Below are 20,025 nucleotides of genomic sequence, written 5' to 3' on the forward strand. Positions count from 1 at the left end.
GCAAGGGTGATTCGCCAGCCCAAGGTCACGAAGTGGTTATGGCTCAACAGCGGGGGTCACGTCCGGCTGGCGGACGAGACGGTCCTGCGTAAGGTCCTTGAGTAACGCCTCAAAGGCGCCTTCGGGGGCGGGGCCAAAGATCCCTTCGAGATGCTGGCTCACCTCTGCAACGGTGCGTGGAACGTTGAGGTACGCAAGTACTTCGGTCGGCACCGCCGTCAGCCGCAGACAGCGGTCGTGCGTGAGAGCCAGGCACTCGTCATCGGCGAACAGCAGGTCGAGGATGTCTCCGCGCTCAAGCATCCGATGTCCTCCACCAGGGCACCCACGCGGTCGGTGTTGCACACCGCCCCGGTGTGAAACATCAGCAGCTCACCGGCCCGGCGGCCGATGAAGTCGCGGGTGATCACCTGGGTCAGGCTGGTCATCAAAGTTTCTGGACCTACAACCCGTCCCGGCCTCTCGACGCTTTCCACTGCGTTCGGGCCAGCGCCGAGACAACGACTCCAAGCCGTTCGGAAGACGGCCGGGTCGATTTCCTCACCGAGATCGACGACGACCGATGTCCCGAGGCCTGACACTTCGACCAACCCGGTCACACTCTTCCTCTCTGGTATCCGATCACGAGTGGCGCCGTGTGGGGCAGTGACGAATGACGCACTTCAAACAGCTTTGATTGGCTTGGCCCTACCAGAACTCTTCGAAGTGGATGTTGCCCGGATCCTTGCGCTTGTCGAGCTTGAACCCGCGCTCGACGAGGATCTCGGACACGCCGGTCTTGCTGGGGAACACCGGTTCGTCACCGGTCTCGTCGGGCAGCCCGATCATGTCGGGGTTGCCGCAGACAAAGACGTGTGTGTTGGCCGGGTCCAGTTCAAACCCCAGCTTGTCCGGGGTGAAGTCGGTGCGAATCACGTCCTGGATGTAGCGCTTCTCCACGTCGGGCTCCCGGGTGGGGATCGGCAGGTAGGTGAAGTTGTTGAAGCGCTTCTCGAGCGCACGCATCTTGTCCACGTAGACCAGGTCCGACCAGTGCCGTGCGGTCACCACCGACACGATCGGTCCGGAGTGGCCCGTTCGCAACAGTTCGACGATCATCGCCATCTGAGGAGCCTCGCCGGTGCCGGTCGACAGGAATACCAGCGGTGCGGTCGGGTCATCGACTGCGCTGGCGTCGTAGCGCCCGGCCATCTTGCGGCCCATGAACAGGCGGTCGCCCACGTTCTTCATCGCCAGCCTCGGTGTCAGGCCGGGCACGAAGTCGCCTTCGGGGCTCACGAGCACCGCGTAGATCTCGATGTCCTCCAGGTTCTCGCAGCGGGCAAGGTCGGCCACGCCATGATCGGTGTGGTAATCGTCGCTGGTGAAAATGGGGCTGGAGACCGAATAGGAACGACGGGCCAGCTTGGACCACTGGGTGTCGATGTCGGCCTCGATGGCATCGTCGATCCGGGGTTCCCAGTAGCCGAGGCCCAGCGACGTGTACTGCCCGGGGATGAACGAGACCGGCCCATCGTCCGGTTTCACGCCGAAGATCCACACCTCGTGGGTGAGCCGGTCGAAGTAGCTGATCGTCGCGTTGTAGTAGGAGTCGGCCAACTGCTGGTTGAGGTCCGGAATGGTGTTCCGTGCCTGTTCGAAGGTGACGGAGGTATCAATCGACGCTGGTAGTGCCATCTACCGATTCTGGCAGGGCGTGGCGAAACGTTCGAAATGGCTCACCATCCGGCCGGCATTTCCGGTGGCCGAGACCCCGTGGCTGTGTCCCATCGTCAGGTCGTGTTGGAGCCACCGTTGATCTGGATGGTCTGACCCGTCATCCATGCAGCTTCGTTTGACGCGAGATAGACGCAGGCGTGGCCCACATCGTCGGGTTCGCCCGTCCTCCCGACCGGGATCCGTCGGGCCAGGAAAGCGGTGATCTCCGGGTCGGGGTTGCCCATCAGACCGATGGCGAGCGTGTTGGCGGTGACCCCCTTCGACGCGCTCTCCACCGCCAGGTGGCGCATGAAGCTGATCGCCCCACCCTTTCCCGCGGCATAGGTCGACACCCCGAAATCGAGTCCTGTGACAGCGGCGCCGGAGGAGATGGTGATGATCCGGCCCCACCCGCGATCCTCCATCCCGTTGATCACGGCCCGGCAACAGTGCAGGACGCCGAAGAGGTTCACGTCGATCGGACCCCGCCACGACGCTGGGTCCGTGTCTCGAAACGACATGGGAACCAGTTCCTCGGCCCCACCGCTGCCGGCATTGTTGACCAGGATGTCGACCGGGCCCAGTGCCAGCTCGGCTTGGGCCACGCCTCGAGTCACCTGCTCGTGATCGGTCACGTCGAAGCCCACCGCCACCGCCCGCCCCCCGTCGGCAGTGATCCGCTCGACCGTGTGGGTCGCCCGGTCGGGGCGCAGGTCGTTCACGGCGATCGCAGCACCTTGGCCGGCCAGAAGTCGGGCGATGCCCGCCCCCACGTTCTGGCCGGCGCCGGTCACCAGGGCCACCCGGCCGTCGAGGTTGAACACTCTCGCTCCCTTCACACCTGGCCAGTCCAGCGACCGCTTCTGGTCGCAGATGCGGTTCGGGGTCCCCAGGTCCGTCAGGTGATTGTATCTTGGCCGAACCGTCGGACAGCGGGGGCGGGGACGGTGGTGGTGCATGCCCCACATGGTCATCGTCCCGGCGATTCTCGGTGCGAAGATTGTGCCGGGTTACACCGCCTACCGGGAACACCATGTCCAGGCAGGGGAGACACTCCGGGGAATCGCCGCTGCCGAGTGCGGGAACGGGAACCTCTTTACCGCTTGTTCGCAGCCAATCCCCACACCATCACCAACCCCAATCAGATCGCTGTGGGCCAGGTCATTCGCGTACCCCAAGCCTGAGTGGCACGTCTCCCCACCCGAGAAGGCCAGAGCGACGCTCGTCCAGATCAGCCGCAGACCCTCGTCAGGCGAAGTCGGACAGCTTCGGGAAGCTGCGGGCCTCCTCAACCTGAAGAGCGAGTTCCAACAAGAGCCGTTCCTGTCCGACCCGGGCGGCCAAATGGACTCCCACTGGCAGCATGAGGTCGAGGTCGAGCGCAACGGGGAGGCTGATGCCCGGTGCTCCGACAACGTTGTGGAGCGGCGTATAGGCGGCCCATCGCATCAGGCGGTCCATGTGAGTTTGGTAGTCGAGATCTTTGCCGAGGTAGGCCAGGGTTGGTGCGGGGTCGGACACGGTTGGCGAGAGCACCACGTCGCACGCCCCAAATTGCCGGTGGTAGAGCTCGGGCGCTGCCTTGAGCCGCCGAATCGCTCCCGGGATGCGATGAACATTTCGACGGGCGTGGTTGGCGAGTCCCCGAGTGAATGACGTCAGCTTCGTCGAGTCGAAGGCGGGATTGATGAGCTTCTTACCGCCCACGGCGAGGGCGCCGGCAAGGAATGCCCAATACAGCACGAAGTCATCACCGAACGCCTGGGTGGTCGCCTCGCTCGCCTCGTCGATCACGGTCACGTGGTGACCGAGTTGTTCCAGCAGCGAGGCAGTGTCGGCGACAGCGTCCACAACCGACGACGCTGGGGTTCGGTTCACCGGACTGGTCGACAACACCCCGATGCGCAGCGGCCGGTCGAGCGGTCGATCGACCAGGCCCACGGGCGGTAACGCAGGCTGGGGGAAGTACCGTTCAGCGGCTGCCAGGAACGCGCACTGATCGCCAACGCTGCGAGAGAGCACACCGTAGGCCGAGATCTTCACGGGCAACCGGGCGACATCGTTCTCATGGGGGAGTCGGCCTCGGCTGGGCTTGAGGCCGACCAAACCACATGCGGCGGCAGGAATGCGGATCGAACCACCACCGTCGCCTCCGTGTGCCATGGGCACCACTCCGGCTGCGACCAGGGCAGCAGCCCCGCTCGAGGATCCGCCGGCGATGTGGTCACGATTCCACGGATTGCGAGTCGGTGGTCCGTGATGAAAGTCCGAAGACGACGTCAATCCGAACTCCGGCAGGGTGGTGGTGCCAAGGCTGATCGTCCCCACCGATTCGAACACTTTGGTGATCGGCGACGATGAGACGGACGGCCCGGCACCATCGAGCGCTTGCGAACCGAGACCGAGAGGGAGCCCGGCCACTGCTGTCTGGTCCTTCATAGCGGTGGGCAGGCCGGCGAATCGCCCTGTGACCTGCCCGCTCGCCCGCTGGCGCGCTCGGTCGAAATCGGTCGTGGCAAAGGCCGCAATCAGCGGCTCCGCCCGTTCGGCCCGCTCGATGGCGGCATCGACCGCTTCGGCAGCGGAGATTTCGCCCGATGAGATCCGGTCGGCAACTCCAACGGCGTCGTCATCGCCGAGGGCATCATCCGCGCCCATCCAGACACGGCTGATGTTGGGCTGGTCAGCGGGGGTTTCAGGCATGGTTTCCTCGATGGTCCGGCAGCAGTCGGTCTATCGTCCCACGGCCGCATCATCAGCCCGTTGCCAACGTCTACCTTCTCGGGATGGACGCCCTGAACTCTTTGCTCACCCGGCGGCGTAGGGCGGTTTGGTCGTGAGCGGCGGTGTGCAGCACGGCGCCGTGGCGCCGAGCGAGCCGATCACGGCATCGCGGGTCACCGAGCTGCTGCAAGGTGCCGGCCACGACGTGGTCGTCGAGACGATCACGATCGAGGCGGTCGGCACCGGACAGATGGGCGCGAGCTACCGGATCGGGCTTGGCATTGCTGGGGACCGGGGTGAGCTGCCCGGCACCCTCGTGGCCAAGATCGCCGCCGGACCGACCGACAAGCGGGAGATGGCGGCCGGCAGCTATCGGACCGAGGTGGACTTCTACCGGAACATCGCATCGACGGTTGCGGTGCGGGTGCCTCGGTGCTGGGCGTCGTGGACCAACGACGACTGCACCGACTTCGTCCTGCTGCTCGAGGACCTGGCGCCGCGCCGGCAAGGCGATCAGATCCTGGGCTGCAGCGCCGAACAGGCCAGAGCGGCTGCGGTGAACGTTGCCGGGCTGCACGGACCCCGCTGGTGCGACCCGACCCTGGTCGGACCAGGCGGGCTGAACGTCTTGGATCCGGACGGCGCGGCGATGCTCGGCGAGGTGATGACGCCGATGAACGAGATGTTCTTCGACTACTTCGGTGACCGGCTGGCTGTCGAGCATCGGGCTGTGTTCGAGCGGGTCCCGGCGGTGGCGGGCGCCTGGCTGCTGGGTCGTCCGGAACGGCATGGGCCGGTTCACGGCGACTACCGGCTCGACAACCTGATGTTCGCCCCGGACGGCAGCGACGTGGCTGCGGTCGACTGGCAGACGATCAGCTTTGGCCTTCCCGCCCGGGATCTGGCGTTTCTGTGCTCGACCGGCCTCGAACCGGAGTTGCGGCGCAGTTGCGAGGAGTCGGTGGTGTCGGCCTACCACGAGGCGCTGCGGAGCTACGGGGTCGATCGCTACTCGCTGGAGGAGTGTCGTGATGACTACGCCTACGCCATGCTTCAAGGCCTGTTGATCGTGGTGTTCGGCTGGGCGGTGGCCGACAAGACCCCCCGGGGCGATGCGATGTTCCTCGCCATGGCCGAGCGGACGTGCGCGGCCATCGACGACCACGATCCGTTTGCACGCCTCTGACGCTGCGAAGCCATCACAGCCAACCGTCTGCGTGACGCTCGCGGCGGTTGCAGAGCAACAGCCGTTGTTACCAACAAGGGTGGTTACATGAACCTGCGCTACGACCCGCTGGACCCCGAGTTCCTCGAAAACCCGTACCCCACGTACGCCAAGCTGCGCGATGACGATCCCGTCCACTACCACCGGGCGACCGACAAGGTTCCGGGCTTCTGGGCCTTGTCCCGATTCGCTGACATCTGGGACGCGGTGCGATCACAGAAGCACTTCTCGTCGGCTCAGGGCTTGACCTTCTACCCCGACGAGATCAGCCAGCTTGGGCTCCCGCCCAACCTGGTGATGCTCGATCCACCCGTCCACACCCAGCTGCGGGCGCTGATCGGGCGCGGCTTCACTGCCAGACGGGTCGCCGAGCTTGAGGGCATCATCCGCAGCTTTGTGCGCCGGCGGCTCGTTCACCTGGGCGAACGTGCGGCCGACGGCGAGCCGGTGGATCTGCACCAGGAGTTCGCCAGCACGATCCCGACATACGTCCTGGCCGAGCTCTTCGGTGTCGCCGAGGAGGACCGCCTGCGCTTCGGGCCGTGGGTGCAGGCGCTCACAGCGATCCAGAACGACGGCCTTCGGATCGGCCAGATCGACGGCAAGGGCGCGGTGGCCGAGATGCTCGGGTACTTCAGCGAGCAGATCGAGGCGCGCCGAAGCCAACCGGCCGACGACCTGATCGGGGCCTTGGTCGCCGCCGAGATCGACGGGGAGCGCCTCAGCGACCGGGACATTCTCGGCTTCTGCTTTGTGGTGGTCGCTGGTGGCAGCGACACGACCGCGTCGTTGATCTCCCACGGCGTTGCGCTGCTGAGCGAACGGCCCGACCAGCGGGCGGTGCTCATCGACGATCCGGCCGTGATCGGCGGTGCGATCATCGAGTTCCTCCGCCTCGAGTCCTCCGTGCAGGGGTTGTGCCGAACAACTATTCAGGACGTCACCATCCACGACACCACGATCCCCGCTGGGGAGAAGGTGATGATGCTCTACGGCTCGGACAACCGCGACCAGCGGGAGTTCGGCGATGATGCCGACCGGCTCGATGTGCGCCGAGCGATCCCCCGCCACCTGGCCTTCAGCAGCGGCCCGCACTTCTGCATCGGCAGCCATCTGGCCCGGCTCCAGGCTCGGGTTGCCTGTGAGGAACTGCTGGCGCTGCATCCGGAGGTAACCGTCGACATCGACGCGGGTCAACGTCACCGCTCACCGTTCGTGCGCGCCTTCGTGAGCCTTCCCGCCGACGGGTTGTCTGCGCCTTCCGTCTGATCAGGACGCTGTGGCGACAGGATTGGCGAACTGCTCGGCGAACAGGCAGCGGTCGCGGCAGCGGAGATCGTCCGGATCGTAAAACTTGTGTACCCAGAGGTCGGTGGTGCCTAGGTGCCAGCCGATCCTGGCGGCGGCTTCGACCGGCCTGGCCGTGTTGATCTTTTGGGAAGATCCGTGCGTGCTGAAGCCATCGAGGAAGTTGAAGTGGTCGACGAGTTCGATCGCCTCGATCGCAAATGCGGTGGCCACGTCGGGGTCGTTGATTTCGATGAGGTTGTCCCCGTTGACCTGTTCTCCGCGCAGCGCCAGGTTGGACGATCCGCAGTACACGACCGGCGCCTCACCGTTAAAGCCACACACCACGAACTTGTGGTGGATCTGGTGGCCGGCCACGCGTGGAACCTGGCTGAAGGGAGGGGGTAGCCGAACCGCGGTGGGTTTGCCGGTGACCAGCACTCCGCCGGGTTGTCCGGGCCGGTACAGCTTGATGCCGTCCGGGTTGTCCGAGATGCCGTAGCTGAAACAGGCCGGGTCAGCATGCAGTTCGTTGAGGGCGAAGTAGACGGGGTTGCCCGCCCGCCGCTCGTCGTCGCTCGCTGGCGGCGATCCCTTCTTTCGTCGGGTGTTCAGCTCCATGACGGCGAAGAGAACGCTTCGGCCCGATGCGGGCGTCGCCGTCGTCTCCCGGTCGAGGCGGCCGAGGAGCCTGCCGAGGATCGAAGTGGCGTTCTCGTTGGAATGGGGTGAGAAGTGGATCGTGGTGCTGGGGACGTGTGCGGTGACGAACGAGACGGCCGACTGGTCGAGCCCAGTTTCGATCCAGGACCGTCGGGTGACGTCGCCCTCCCACGAAGCGTCAAACACGGTCCGGTAGGTCTTGGCCACCTTTGGGTCGTCGAACACCAGCACGTGGTTGGAGTTGACGTAGAGGCCGGTGGTGGAGAAATTGGTCGAGCCGGTCAGCACCTTCCGGGCTCTGTTCTTGCGCGAAGCGATCAGCACTTTGTTGTGGCTGTAGCGCCCGAAGTGACCCCGCTTGAGCTGGCTCCCGGGTAGCGCGGCGAACCGCTCCGCAAACTCGTCCTCGGGCTTGCGTCCGCCCGACGCTGGAGGCTTCGCGTCGTGGTGCAGCGCAGCATTGTCGAGGATGATGCGGGTGCGGGCGGCCAGCGTGGGGTCGAGAAGGCGCGTGAGGATCGCCGGCTCGTTCAGATCGTAGGCAAACACGTCGAGCGTCATGTCCGGGTCGACTCGAACCTCGTCCAACAGCTCGAGGATGAGCGGCCGTGCGGTGAAGCCGAGCCAGCGGTGCTCGTCCTCGAAGGTGAAGCTGGTGCCGTTGGTGGCGACACCGGCTATCTGCGAGGTGTCCCACACGAGCTCCGGGTTGTGGGGCTCAAACGTCGCTTTGGGGCCGAAGTGGTCTGCGTACGCTTGGGATTGGACGAACCCCCGGGTGAAGCCGACCCGCAGGCGGCCCTTGCGGAACGGTGCCACGTCGATCGCCAGGCTGGCTCCCAGGGCACGATCGATCGGCGCCATCGACCGGTCGACAAAATAGCGGGGCGTCACGGTGTAGGTGTACCGGCCGAGGTTGGGCTGAAGTCCTTGGTGCACCAGGCCGGGATGGTGCACCCACCGAAAGGTGTGAAACGGCGAGTTGATCGATGCCCTGGTCGGTTGCGCAGGATCCTGGGCATGTGCAGATGGATCGGCGAAGGTGAGGCGGTTGTACAGGAAGTACGCCGCACCGCCAGGCGGTTGGGCGCTGATCGTAAATCCCGCGAGCCCCGTTGTCGCCCCCTCGTCGAGGTCCCAGGAGAGCAACGTCTTGGCGTCACCCTGGCGGGCGCTGAGGCGGAAAGGCCCGGTGGTAGCGGTGCTCACTGACATGGTGGCGACCTCCGAAGCCAACATCGCACGGATACAGGGAGCTTGCAACCGAATGATGCAGCTACTCGATGGTCGCCGGGACAGCGGTGGCTCTGGGCAATTTCTTTGCGGACTCCAGGGACAGAAATTTGTCCCGGGACATATTTCCCGGATCTTCGGGACACCGGACCGATGCTGACGGGACGCTGTGCTCGTGACGATGTAGCTGCACCAAACCAGCAAAGGACCGTCATGATGAATTCACCCAGCCCCAGTCGTCCCTCAGCCCCCAGAAGTACCGGCCGGCTTCGCTGGTTGGCCCTTTTGGCCTCAGCCTTTCTATTGATTGGTTTCACCGCCTGCTCCTCCGACTCCGATGCTTCTGCCAAGTCCTCGACGACCGAGAAGGATGCCGTTGACGCCACTCCCGCGAAATCCGGCGGAGGGGCCGATATCGCCAACGCCATTACGATCACGGCTCCGGGGATGTCATATGACGTCTCCGGCGACCTTCGCCCCGGTGTGGCAGCCATCACCTTCAAAAACACCGACGACGAGTCTCACATGATGGTGGTCGCCCGACTGAACGATGGCGTTACCCGCGACCAATTCGAAAAGGCCCTTGAGTCGCCCGATGAGAGCGCGGTCAACAGCCTGTTGGCTGACCCGCAGGATACGGGGTACGGCACGCCGGCCGAACTGGGACCAGGCCAGCAGAGCACCGTCATCACCCAGAACCTGAAGGAGGGCAACTACGCAACCATCTGCTTCTTCACCACCGACGACGGAACTCCGCACTTCGCCATGGGAATGATCGGTGAGTTCAAGGTGACCGGAGAACCCTCCACGGATGAAAGGCCCGACAGCGACGGCACCATCACCATCGACGACAAGGCGATCACGATGCCCGACGGCTTCGAGGGCAAGGGCACGTTCGCAGTGGAGAACACCGGGGCCAAGGTCCACAACATCCAGCTCGTGAAGCTGGATGACGGAGCGACGATCGAGGGCTACCTCAAAGCGGTCAATGAGACGATGTCCAACGGCAAGTCGGTGGATAACGCCAAGGGTGGATTGCTGATGGGCGGGGTCGACGTGGTCGAACCCGGTCAGATGGTGTGGTTGGTACTGGACCTTCCCGCTGGCAACTACGGCTACCTGTCCACCGAGGATGCGCAGGACTCTCCGAAGCCTCCTACGCAGATCGGCGAGTTCACCGTCAGCTGAGTGAGTGACGAACGAGAGCGTCGGGCATTCCCTCGGCTCTGCCGAGGGAATGCCCGCGTACTCCAGCCGGCCGCCGACGCCATCGTCGGTCAGCCGCCGACGCCGCAGGTCTCGCTGCCCGGAAACGGTGTGTCTCCGCGAGGCGCAGTGTAGAAAGAGGCGATGCCATCCGCTACCGCATTTGTCCTGGGCGGCGGCGGCGACCTCGGTGCCCACCAGGTGGGGATGCTCGGAGCGCTGATCGAAGTCGGCATCACCCCCGACTTGGTGGTGGGCACCTCGATCGGGTCGATCAACGGGGCGATAATCGCTGCCGACCCGTCCGGCCGGAGCGTCGAGGCGCTGACCGAGCTGTGGACGACGCTCGACCGCTCGGGGGTGTTTGGGGGCTCGATCTTTTCCAAGGTTGCCACCTTCGCCCGGTCGGGAACCCACCTGAGCGACAACCGGGTGCTGCGGGAGCTCCTCGAAGAGATCCTGCCCGTGCGCCGCATCGACGACCTTGCGGTCAACTTCGAATGCGTCGCAGCAAGCATCGAGCACGCTACGGCCCACTACTTCTCTACCGGACCGTTGGTCGAGGCCATCCTGGCCTCGTCTGCCGTGCCGGGCATGTTTCCCCCGGTCGAGATCGACGGCGAGCACTTCCTCGACGGTGGGCTCGTCTCGTCGATTCCGCTCGACCGGGCGATCGCCCACGGTGCGACCACCATCTACGTGCTGCAGGTGGGGCGGGTGGAGGCACCGTTGGCGCCGCCGTCCAACCCGTGGGAGGTCGCCATGGTGGCCTTTGAGATCTCCCGCCGACACCGCTTCACCGAGTCGATGCGCAACCTTCCGGACAACATTGCCGTGCACGTCCTGCCGACCGGCGACCCGAAGACGTTCAACGACGTCAGCCAGTACCGGCGGGGAAACTCGGAGTCGATCGAGCGCCGGATCGATCAGTCCTATGCGGCCTCGATCGACTACCTGAACTCGATCGAACCGTGAAGCTGCCGCCGCGCTGGCTGCGCCGCATCGTCCTTTGGCCGCTGCCGCTGCTGGCATTCATCCTCTACATCACGACAGTGCCGCTGTTCGTCATCGCCGCCCTGGTCGTCTCGTATCGGCTGCCCGGAAAGTGGCGGGCACTCCGGCTGCTCGGCCTGGCCACCTGTTACCTGTTCGTCGAGGTGGCGGTGACCATCTCCGCCTTGGCGCTGTGGTTGGCGTCGGGGTTCGGTTGGAAGCTGTCCTCGGAGGCGTTCGTCAGCGCTCACTACCGGCTGCTGCGTTGGACCCTGCGGCTTCTCGTATACACGGGAAGTCGACTGTTCTCGCTGAGTATCGACCAGGACGGAACGGCGCTGCCCACCGATTCTGGCGATGGCAGGATCAGCGATGCGCCGCTGATCGTCCTCAGCCGCCACGCTGGCCCCGCCGACTCGTTTCTGCTGCTCCACGAGGTCATGTCCTGGGCGGGGCGCCGTCCCCGGATCGTCGCCAAGGCGACGCTCCAGCTGGACCCGGTGTTCGACATCCTGCTCAACCGGCTTCCCAACCGGTTTATCGAGACAAACCCGGCCCCGGGCAGCGACGCGGTGTCAGCTATTGCAGAGCTGGCGACAGGAATGACCAACCGGGATGCCTTTGTCATCTTCCCCGAGGGTGGCAACTTCACCGAGGGCCGCCGGGTTCGTGCCATCGAGCGGCTGCGCAGCGACGGTCACGAGGAAGCCGCTCGCCGAGCAGAGTCGATGACCTACCTCCTGGCGCCCCGCCCGGCGGGCACCCTGGCAGCCATCAGCGCCTGCCCCGACGCCGACGTTGTTCTGGTTGCCCACACCGGCCTCGATGAGATCTTCACGGTCCCGGATCTGTGGGCGTCCCTGCCCGAGGACAAGACGCTGCACCTGGCATGGCGAGTGCTTCCGGCAGCTGACGTTCCCGCTGGCTCGGCCGAGCGCATCGACCTGCTGTTCCGGGCGTGGGAGGGCATCGATAAGTGGATCGGCGACCATCGAGCCACGGAGTAGCACCACGACCGCTCCATGGCCGGAGGGGTGTGGGGGCACACCAACCCTGCGTTGGCGGTGTCGGTCGCACCTCTACCTATTCGAACGTGCAACCGGGCTCGACGGAAGCCTCAGTCCGAGTGCCCATCTCTCACGCGCCGCATCCCGCTGACCGGCGAGGTCGGGCTCGATCTGTGCCTGGATCGGCGGTCCGTCGATTGCGCAATGGAAACGCTGCAGGGATGACGGTCGCTCACAGATCGCATCGGCAGACGCGTAGCCCTCTTGGGCACGGGGCTGTGGCTCAGCCGAGCGCCAACTCGTTTAGCACCTCCTTGAACACTCGGTAGCGGTCGGCTCCGACCTGGTCGGCCCAGTTGCGTTCCATGGCGGCGATGGCCTGCTCACTCATGGCCTTGATCTCGTCGCCGGCTGGGGTCCGGGTCACGATTCGGGCCCGTTTGTCGATGGGGTCGGGGTTGATGGTGATCCACCCCCGCGCCTCCATTTCGACCAGCCGCTGACCCACGGCCTGTTTGGAGATCCGCATCGCCTCGGCCAGCTCTGATGGTCGGGCGCCATCGGTCGGGAGCATGCCAAGCAGGGCCCCGAAGGTCCCCCGCATGCCCTCGATGGTGAGGTCGAGGTGCGGCCGGATGTCGTGTCCCGCTCGCCGGTTGAGGCTGTCGAGACGTGAAAAGACATGGTCGGGGAGCGTCACTTGGTCAAACACGTTGACTAATATAGTCAAGGAAGCTTCTGCGTCACCGCTGTAGTTGAGTGCATACCTCCCGAGCACCACGCCATCGTGCTCGAACAGCTCAACTGGCTGGACGAGCCACGCGTGTACGGATGTGGCCTCGAGAGCGACATGCCTGAGGGAATCCGCTTGCCCAAGCTGCTGGCCATCGATCGTGCCTGCGACGACCGGCTGGTCCTCTGGCTGGAAGAGGTCGACGACGAAGGCGGGCCCTGGAACCTTGAGCGATACCGTCGGTCGGCTCGTGGGCTGGGTCGAATGACCGGCCGCTGGCCCGAGGCGCGGGTGGAACGCAACCTGGGATTGGGCCGACGCTCGCTGCATTATCTCTTTTACGGCAAAATGATGAACGTCGATCTGCCGCTCCTGGCCGACGATGCCACCTGGGACGACCCTGCGGTCCGGGAGGTGACGGCGGCCGATCCAAAGTTGCGAGAGGATCTGGCGTGGCTGGCCGGAGCGGCACCTGCGCTGCTCGACCGGGCCGAAGCGCTGCCTCATGGCCTGGCGCACGGCGATGCCTCACCGACCAACCTGCACGAACCGGGGGACGGCACTGTTGTTGCCTTCGACTGGAGCTACGGGTCGTTGGGCCCGGTGGGGAGCGATCTTGGCCAGCTGCTGGCCGGTCGCTTCGATTCCGGTGTTGCAGAACCTGACGACCTCCCTGCGATCGCCGAGACGATCCTCGACGCGTTCAGCGGTGGCCTCGCCGACGAGGGGTACCCCGCCCCATCGGAATAGCTGCGTCTGGCATGGGCCACCCACCTAGCCGTCCGATCGGCGTTCTCGGCGATCCTGGTTGATCGCCCCGGCCTTGGGGAAGCAGACCGGGCCGACCTGATCCGACGCCTAGCGCCACTCGCCCGCTACGCAGTGGATCTGGCGCGATCGGTCAGCTGACGTCGTAGCAGGACTCCCTGCTCGATCAACGGGCCATGCTCGCCGCCGACCGCAGCGAGCATCGAGCACGCCACGCCCACTACTTCTCCGTCGGGCCCCCGGTCGACGCCATCCTGGCGCGGTGTTTCAGAGGGAGCTGATGGCCGCCTTGAGCGCTGCGAGACCCTTGGGGTCGACGCAGTAGCGGGTCCGGGGGCCGTCGATCTCGCCCTGGACGAGCCCTGCTTCGCGCAGGATACGGAGGTGCTCGGAGACGGTGGACTGGGCGAGGGGCAGCCCGTCGACGACCTCGCTCGTGGCGCAGGTGTCTCTGGCGACGAGCATTCTCAGGATCTGCACGCGTGCCGGGTGTCCGATCGCCTTGGCCATGGCGGCCAGCTCGTCGTCGGTTGTGGTCGCCTGTCTGCTCATCGCCCATCGACGATACCCGAAGAAGTCCTTGTTGCCGATCGGTCCATCGTGTATCGTCGAACGACGATGAACGACTGTGGGGAATGAAGTCTCGGATGAGCACCTCCACCGATGTGCCGCCAGCGTCCCAGCCATCGCCAGCGTCCCCTACATCGTCCGAGGTGCGCCGGTGGCTGCTGGTGGCGGCGACGGTTGCGTTGTGGTGGGCGCTGTACAGCCTGAACCGTCCGTTCTGGGATTGGCTGCTGTTCGACGTGGTCGGACTCGAAGGCGAAAGTCGGCTGGGAGAGTCGATCCACTTCTTCTTCTACGACGTCACCAAGATCACACTGCTGTTGGCCGGAATCATCTTCGTGGTCACGGTGCTCCGCAGCTTCATGTCCGTGGAACGCACCCGGGCGCTGTTGGGCGGTCGGCGTGAGGGCGTGGGCAATGTGGCGGCCGCAGGGCTTGGGGTGGTGACCCCGTTCTGCTCGTGTTCGGCTGTGCCGGCGTTCATCGGGTTTGTCGCAGCTGGAGTTCCGCTCGGGGTGACGATGAGTTTCCTGATTGCGACTCCGATGGTGAACGAGGTCGCCATCGTCATGCTCTACGGCCTGTTCGGCTGGCGGATCACCGCCATCTACATCGCCACCGGACTGGTCATTGCTACGACCGCCGGGTGGGTGATCGGGCGGATGGGGATGGAACGGTGGGTCGAGCCGTTCGTGTTCGAGACGAAGCTGCGCGGCAAGGTGATCGACCCGTCGATGGGTCTGTCCTGGAACGACCGCCTCGCCATGGGACGCGAGGAGGTTGCGACGATCCTGCGCAAGATCTGGCCGTTCCTGCTGGTGGGTATCGGAGTGGGCGCGATCATTCATGGCTGGGTCCCGGAGCAATGGTTTGCCGATCATGCTGCGGGTCCCTTGGGGGTGCCGATCGCGGTGGCTCTCGGGGTGCCGCTCTACTCGAACGCGGCAGGTGTCATGCCGCTGGTCGAGGCGTTGCACGACAAGGGCATGCCGATGGGTACCGTCCTGGCGTTCATGATGAGCGTCGTGGCGCTGTCGTTACCCGAGATGATCCTGTTGCGGCAGGTACTGCAACCCAGGCTGATCGCCACTTTCATCGCTGTCGTCGCTTCCGGCCTCATCGTCACCGGGTACCTCTTCAACGTGATCATTTGAACCAGCACAGGAGTCATGAAATGGACATCAAGATCCTCGGCAGCGGTTGCACCAAATGCGACAAGCTCGAAGCCGCTGCGCGCACCGCCGCCGCCGAACTCGGCGTCGAGGCCGAATTCGAGAAGGTGACCGCCCCCGCCGAAATCGCATCATGGGGAGTGATGGCCACCCCTGCACTCGTCATCGACTACGAGGTCGTCCTCGCTGGGCGGGTCCCCTCAACGGACGACGTCAAGGCCCTGCTCGCCGGCCGCTGAGCACCCGGAGTTCGACGAGCGATCGTCCGCCTCACCAACAACGTATGCGGCCCCCCGTCCTGAGCCGGGCTGACCGAAGGAGCGGAGCTACCGCTGCCGTGACCTGCGGCTACTGCAGCTGGGTGAGCGCCTCGCCGAGGAGCTGACGTGCCTCATCGCTGACCGGCCCCAGTTCTTCCTTGCCGGTGAGCGATGACATGAGGCCCGGGTCGAGGGCCTCAACCGTGACGCCACCGTCGGCCTCCCTCACCACGACGTTGCAGGGAAGCAGAACGCCGATCGTCGGGTCGGCATCGAGCGCCCGTCCGGCCAGGCCCGGGTTACATGCACCCAGGATCACGTGTCGAGGGATGCTCTTGTCGATCTTCTCCCGCATGGTTGCCTGGAGGTCGATCTCGGTCAGAACCCCGAAGCCCACGGCGGCGAGGGCGGTCTTGACCTTGGTGAGCGCCTCATCAAAGGGCTCTGAGAGGATGACGGTTTCTTCGATGATCATGAGGCTGCTCCGAGTTGTCCGAGTTGGGGGCCCACCCTAGGTAGCTACGGGCGACCCTGCTCGCCGGAGCGACGGCGCCGTCGTTGGCCGCCGCGACCTTGGCCTTCGGGCCCTTCGCCGCCAGGGCCCTGGCCGCCGCGACCACCGCCACCTTTTTCGCCTGGTTGGGCGTGACGCTCGAAAGCGGGGAGATGGTTCTCCTGAGATGCGCGTTGCAGGTTTCGGTAGGTGGCCAGCAGATCCTCGCGTTCGGTCCCAGCCAGCAGTCGGTCGTACAGTGCGGCGTTGTCGATCTCGTCCTGGACCCCGGCCTGGCAGGCGTCCTCGATCGAGGAGAAGCGCGGCGCCTGTCCCGGCCAGGGGTCATCGGGAACTTCGATCCCGTAGCGCTCGAACAGCACAAGGAGCGCATCGATGTGGCGTTGTTCGGCCTCCACGATGTTCGAGAACGGGCGGACCTCCCCAAAGTCGGCGAGAACCTGTCGGTAGGTGGCGCGTGCCTTGTATTCGTCGTCCAGCGCCATCAGGAGGTCCTCGATCTCCCTGTCGGTCAGTGTGCCTGAAGGTTCATGTGCATCCATGTCGGCCATGGCCCCGAGCCTACGGAGTACCCGCCCGTTCAAGGCACCGGTCGGATCACCTCGCTCGTTCAAACCTGCGATCCTCGTGTCATGAACGGAACGGCGCGCATCATTGTCGGAGTCGACCACTCAGAGGAATCGCTCAACGCTCTCGGGTTTGCGGTCGAGGAAGCCGCACTGCGTCGGGTCGAGCTGGAGGTCATGTGGGCGTGGAGCGACCACACGCCTCGCTCGCATGCGTTCGGAGGGGCTGGTGATGGTGTTGACGTTCAGCTGAGTGCACAGCGACAGCTGGAGGGCCTGGTCGAAAGCCGGGTTCCCGAGGATCTCGATGTGACCATCAGGGCGGTAGTCGACAAACCCGACACTGCGTTGGTCGATTCAGCCGAACGGGCCGAGCTTCTCGTCGTCGGGACGCGGGGCCGGGGCGGCCTTCTTGGCTTGCGGCTCGGCTCGGTCAGCGTGAAGGTCGCCGGCCGAGCGCCGTGCCCAGTGGTGGTGGTTCGTCCGACGGCCGACGGTCCGGAGGTCAACACCGAGCCCCGGATCGTGGTGGGTGTCGATGGTTCGGGCTCGGCGAGAAACGCTCTTCGATGGGCATTGACCGAAGCATCGGTTCGCAACCTGCCGATCGTTGTAGTGAACGGCTGGATGGAACCCACCGTCGCTGCGACGTTCCCCGGGATGGCTTCCCCAATCGACGCGATTGGAAGAGCGGCGTCAGAACTGATCGAAGCTGAACTGGAGATGACAGCCCAGGACGCCGCCGGTGTCACGGTGCGCGTCCAGGCGGTGTGTGCCAGCGGGGCATCGGCCCTGGTCGACGAGTCGCGCGGCGCCTCCCTCGTCGTCGTCGGTTCGAAAGGTCAAGGGGGCCTCTCTCGCGTGCTGCTCGGGTCCGTGGCCCAACAGGTCATGCGTCACGCGGAGTGTCCCGTGGCCGTGATCCCTCAGTCCTGAACCCTGGGTCTCGGGGCCGACCCGTCGGCATCCATGACGTTCGGAAGTGACCAACAACTCTAAGGTCGAACGCTTGGGGCCGAGGGGCCCTCGGGGGTGGATCCGATGCAGAAGCGGGTGTGATGTCGACTCTTGGTTGGATCATCTTGGGTGGGGTTGCGATGAGTGCGATCGCTCTCGTTGGTGGGTTGGCAGCGTTGCTGCCGCAGCCGGTGCTGGACCGCGTGCTGTTGCCGATCGTGGGCCTGGCAGCCGGTTCGCTGCTCGGCGGCGCGTTCTTCCACATGCTTCCCAGCGCGATCGACGCCCTCGGGAACAACCTGGCCGTCTATGTCTGGGTGGTCGCCGGCTTCGTCTCGTTCTTCGCGCTCGAGCAGGCGCTGCACTGGCACCACTGCCACTTCAGACCCGACGAACAGCGCCAGCCGCTCGGCTTCCTGTTGCTCGTCGCCGACGGTCTTCACAATCTCGTCGGCGGTCTGGCCGTCGGCTCGGCGTTCGTCGTCGACATCCGTGTGGGCGTGGTGACCTGGCTGGCTGCTGCGGCGCACGAAATCCCCCAGGAACTGGGCGACTTTGGCGTGCTCATCCAGGGGGGTTGGACGAAGCGATCCGCCCTGTTGTGGAACTTCGTGTCCGCCCTCACCTTCCTCATCGGCGGAGTGGTCGCCTACTTCAGCGCCGACGTGGTCGACGTGGCCTACCTGTTGCCGTTCGCAGCGGGGAACTTCATCTACATCGCATCGGCCGACCTGATCCCGGAACTGGCGACCCATCGCGCCGGGCGCGACAAGTTGGAGACGACCGCATCGCTGCTGGGCGGGTTGGCCATTCTGTACGCAGCGACCTGGATTGGCTGAGCGAGAACCCTGCGCCGTCGCGTGACGGGCCCGCTTCTGGAAGCGGCCCGGTCGAGGGCTGGGGGCATGTTCGGGTAGGTGTAGAAGCCGTCGCAGGTCCACGTTGTGCAGTGCCCCAGGCTGACGTCGTCAGGAGCGTTGCACGTGAACTGCCGAAGTCGTTTTCGAGCAATATAAAGGGCTCTCCTGTCGTTCGCGTGGGTCATTTGGTGGGGGTTCTGCCGGGGAGGTCGGGCCGGTAGCCGCCCAGTGAGAGCAGTGCGAGAGCGATCAGTGCTTCTGGTGTTTTGAATCCGTATGCCATTCGGGTGAGCACACGGATCTTGGTGTTGGTCGACTCGATGAGCGCGTTGGAGAGCCCGTGGTCGAGTGTCGCGTTGATCGCAGCACGGTGTCGGCGGATCTTCTGGCCGAGTTTCACGAACGCGTCGATCCGGCATCGTTGGGCCCATGACAGCCACCGGTCCAACGCGTCTTTCCCGGCTTGACCCTTGACTTTGAAACAGAATCGGAGGGCTTCTTTGAGGAGGTAGCCCCTGTGGAGTCTCGGGTCGGTCTTGGCGACCCACGCCAGTTTGGCCCGCTGATTGTCGGTCAGATTTTCAGGGTTCTTCCACAGCGCATAGCGGGCACCTTTCAAGCCCTTGACGAGGTCGTTGCCGGGCCGTGGCGGAGCGTCGGCTGGTGGCCGTCCCCGCTTGCGTTTCGGTTCTTTGCGGGCCAGTTTGCGGGCGTCGTTCCAGGTGTCACGGCGGAGCTCGTCAAGGGCGTCGGTCGCCCACGCCACCACATGAAACGGGTCCGCGCATTGGACCGCCTGAGGACACTTGGCGGTGACAGCGTTGGTGATCCACCGGGCCGAGTCAGCCGACACGTGGGTGATCTCGGCGCAGCGTTCCTCGCCGAGCAGCTCAAAGAACCGGGTGACCGTGGCCTCGTCACGGCCGACCGCCGCCCACAACAGGCGTCCGCTGTCATGGTCGACAACGATCGTCAGATACTTGTGGCCACGCTTGTAGGAGATCTCGTCAATCCCGATCCGTTTGAGCCCCGCGAGCCGGTCAACCTGCCCGTCGATCTCGACCTGGATCCGCTCGACAATCCCACCAACCGTGCGCCACCCGACCCGCATCAACTCGGTCACCGCCGTTTTCGACGTCGCTGTTGCCAGCCAGCCGATCGTGTCCTCGAAACCACGGGTGAACCTCGACCCGTGCCGGGCCCACGGCACCTCCGACGCCACGACCCCATGGGTCCGGCAACGCACCCTCGACGCTTCGGCTTCGATGAACACCTGAACAGTGCCCATATCCAGGCTCCGCCACCGGCGAGGGCCGGTGCTGCGGCCCCGGTCATAGCCCGCCGAATGGCGGCCACATACCCCGCACCGGCGTCGGGTGTTACGCCGCTGGCGGACCGTTGCGACGATCTCCTCGGCCTCGGGATCGAAGTCGACGGACTCGATCACCACCCGCCGGCCGGAGTTCTCGAACCCCAACACCCGATGCCATAGATTCTTCACCGAAGCCGCTCCTTGTTTTCTCGGACCTAGACAGCCCGAAACCTAGACAGGGAGCGGCTTCGCTCACTACACCCCTGTCATTTCAACCCAC

20 protein-coding genes are annotated in these 20,025 nt (G+C 65.1%); 10 read left to right on the forward strand and 10 right to left on the reverse strand.

Going from position 1 to position 20,025, the window contains the following annotated elements; genetic code table 11:
* Nucleotides 1–36: 36 nt before the first annotated feature.
* The 4 genes from IPN02_11640 to IPN02_11655 all read right to left on the reverse strand — a co-directional run bounded on the left by IPN02_11640 (nucleotide 37) and on the right by IPN02_11655 (nucleotide 4,371).
* Nucleotides 37–303, reverse strand: coding sequence for a hypothetical protein (locus tag IPN02_11640; GenBank protein ID MBK9297460.1), 267 nt, complete (start codon nucleotides 301–303; stop codon nucleotides 37–39).
* 384 nt (nucleotides 304–687) lie between these two features.
* Nucleotides 688–1,677, reverse strand: a complete 990-nt coding sequence (locus tag IPN02_11645) for a ferredoxin--NADP reductase (protein ID MBK9297461.1) — start codon at nucleotides 1,675–1,677, stop codon at nucleotides 688–690.
* A gap of 95 nt (nucleotides 1,678–1,772) precedes the next feature.
* Complete coding sequence (locus tag IPN02_11650; GenBank protein ID MBK9297462.1) at nucleotides 1,773–2,522, reverse strand: SDR family oxidoreductase; 750 nt, start codon at nucleotides 2,520–2,522, stop codon at nucleotides 1,773–1,775.
* 424 nt (nucleotides 2,523–2,946) lie between these two features.
* On the reverse strand, nucleotides 2,947–4,371 hold the full coding sequence (locus IPN02_11655; GenBank protein ID MBK9297463.1) for an amidase: 1,425 nt from the start codon (nucleotides 4,369–4,371) through the stop codon (nucleotides 2,947–2,949).
* A gap of 163 nt (nucleotides 4,372–4,534) precedes the next feature.
* Between IPN02_11655 and IPN02_11660 the strand changes: the two genes are divergently transcribed.
* Nucleotides 4,535–5,608 (forward strand): aminoglycoside phosphotransferase family protein, encoded by a 1,074-nt coding sequence (locus IPN02_11660; protein ID MBK9297464.1) that lies wholly within the window; start codon nucleotides 4,535–4,537, stop codon nucleotides 5,606–5,608.
* 87 nt (nucleotides 5,609–5,695) lie between these two features.
* A complete protein-coding gene (locus IPN02_11665; protein MBK9297465.1) occupies nucleotides 5,696–6,916 on the forward strand; it encodes a cytochrome P450 in 1,221 nt (406 codons plus the stop codon).
* Here the strand turns inward: IPN02_11665 and IPN02_11670 are convergent, their stop codons facing one another.
* Entirely contained in the window at nucleotides 6,917–8,836 is a 1,920-nt protein-coding gene (locus tag IPN02_11670; protein ID MBK9297466.1) for a hypothetical protein, read from the reverse strand.
* Between the two features lie 270 nt (nucleotides 8,837–9,106).
* Between IPN02_11670 and IPN02_11675 the strand changes: the two genes are divergently transcribed.
* The 3 genes from IPN02_11675 (at nucleotide 9,107) to IPN02_11685 (ending at nucleotide 12,036) form a co-directional block, all read left to right on the forward strand.
* The gene (locus IPN02_11675; GenBank protein ID MBK9297467.1) at nucleotides 9,107–10,018 is read left to right on the forward strand and encodes a hypothetical protein; all 912 of its coding nucleotides are present in this window, start codon (nucleotides 9,107–9,109) and stop codon (nucleotides 10,016–10,018) included.
* A 162-nt stretch (nucleotides 10,019–10,180) separates the two neighbouring features.
* Nucleotides 10,181–11,011 (forward strand): patatin-like phospholipase family protein, encoded by an 831-nt coding sequence (locus IPN02_11680; GenBank protein MBK9297468.1) that lies wholly within the window; start codon nucleotides 10,181–10,183, stop codon nucleotides 11,009–11,011.
* On the forward strand, nucleotides 11,008–12,036 hold the full coding sequence (locus IPN02_11685; GenBank protein MBK9297469.1) for a 1-acyl-sn-glycerol-3-phosphate acyltransferase: 1,029 nt from the start codon (nucleotides 11,008–11,010) through the stop codon (nucleotides 12,034–12,036). The genes IPN02_11680 and IPN02_11685 overlap by 4 nt, the downstream gene beginning before the upstream one ends.
* Before the next feature lie 283 nt (nucleotides 12,037–12,319).
* On the opposite strand, the gene IPN02_11690 is transcribed toward IPN02_11685, so the two are convergent.
* Nucleotides 12,320–12,748: a MarR family transcriptional regulator gene (locus IPN02_11690; protein ID MBK9297470.1), complete on the reverse strand. Its 429-nt coding sequence runs from the start codon at nucleotides 12,746–12,748 to the stop codon at nucleotides 12,320–12,322.
* A 138-nt stretch (nucleotides 12,749–12,886) separates the two neighbouring features.
* On the opposite strand from IPN02_11690, the gene IPN02_11695 reads away from it, so the two are divergent.
* Nucleotides 12,887–13,519, forward strand: coding sequence for a hypothetical protein (locus IPN02_11695; protein MBK9297471.1), 633 nt, complete (start codon nucleotides 12,887–12,889; stop codon nucleotides 13,517–13,519).
* A gap of 285 nt (nucleotides 13,520–13,804) precedes the next feature.
* Here the strand turns inward: IPN02_11695 and IPN02_11700 are convergent, their stop codons facing one another.
* Nucleotides 13,805–14,089 carry a winged helix-turn-helix transcriptional regulator gene (locus tag IPN02_11700; GenBank protein ID MBK9297472.1) on the reverse strand — a complete coding sequence of 95 codons (285 nt, stop codon included), beginning with the start codon at nucleotides 14,087–14,089 and terminating at the stop codon, nucleotides 13,805–13,807.
* A gap of 95 nt (nucleotides 14,090–14,184) precedes the next feature.
* Between IPN02_11700 and IPN02_11705 the strand changes: the two genes are divergently transcribed.
* Both IPN02_11705 and IPN02_11710 read left to right on the forward strand, forming a co-directional pair.
* Nucleotides 14,185–15,258: a permease gene (locus IPN02_11705; GenBank protein ID MBK9297473.1), complete on the forward strand. Its 1,074-nt coding sequence runs from the start codon at nucleotides 14,185–14,187 to the stop codon at nucleotides 15,256–15,258.
* A 20-nt stretch (nucleotides 15,259–15,278) separates the two neighbouring features.
* Nucleotides 15,279–15,515: a TM0996/MTH895 family glutaredoxin-like protein gene (locus tag IPN02_11710; GenBank protein MBK9297474.1), complete on the forward strand. Its 237-nt coding sequence runs from the start codon at nucleotides 15,279–15,281 to the stop codon at nucleotides 15,513–15,515.
* 109 nt (nucleotides 15,516–15,624) lie between these two features.
* Here IPN02_11710 and IPN02_11715 read toward each other — a convergent pair whose 3' ends face one another.
* Both IPN02_11715 and IPN02_11720 read right to left on the reverse strand, forming a co-directional pair.
* On the reverse strand, nucleotides 15,625–16,011 hold the full coding sequence (locus IPN02_11715; GenBank protein MBK9297475.1) for a DUF302 domain-containing protein: 387 nt from the start codon (nucleotides 16,009–16,011) through the stop codon (nucleotides 15,625–15,627).
* A 44-nt stretch (nucleotides 16,012–16,055) separates the two neighbouring features.
* Nucleotides 16,056–16,592: a DUF2202 domain-containing protein gene (locus IPN02_11720; GenBank protein MBK9297476.1), complete on the reverse strand. Its 537-nt coding sequence runs from the start codon at nucleotides 16,590–16,592 to the stop codon at nucleotides 16,056–16,058.
* Between the two features lie 90 nt (nucleotides 16,593–16,682).
* Between IPN02_11720 and IPN02_11725 the strand changes: the two genes are divergently transcribed.
* Together IPN02_11725 and IPN02_11730 are read left to right on the forward strand one after the other, a co-directional pair.
* Entirely contained in the window at nucleotides 16,683–17,552 is an 870-nt protein-coding gene (locus IPN02_11725) for a universal stress protein (GenBank protein MBK9297477.1), read from the forward strand.
* Between the two features lie 122 nt (nucleotides 17,553–17,674).
* Nucleotides 17,675–18,412, forward strand: coding sequence for a ZIP family metal transporter (locus tag IPN02_11730; protein MBK9297478.1), 738 nt, complete (start codon nucleotides 17,675–17,677; stop codon nucleotides 18,410–18,412).
* A gap of 202 nt (nucleotides 18,413–18,614) precedes the next feature.
* Here the strand turns inward: IPN02_11730 and IPN02_11735 are convergent, their stop codons facing one another.
* Complete coding sequence (locus IPN02_11735; protein ID MBK9297479.1) at nucleotides 18,615–19,934, reverse strand: ISL3 family transposase; 1,320 nt, start codon at nucleotides 19,932–19,934, stop codon at nucleotides 18,615–18,617.
* Nucleotides 19,935–20,025: the final 91 nt, after the last annotated feature.

The organism is Candidatus Microthrix subdominans (assembly GCA_016719385.1).
GTDB classification, from domain to species: Bacteria; Actinomycetota; Acidimicrobiia; order Acidimicrobiales; family Microtrichaceae; genus Microthrix; species Microthrix subdominans.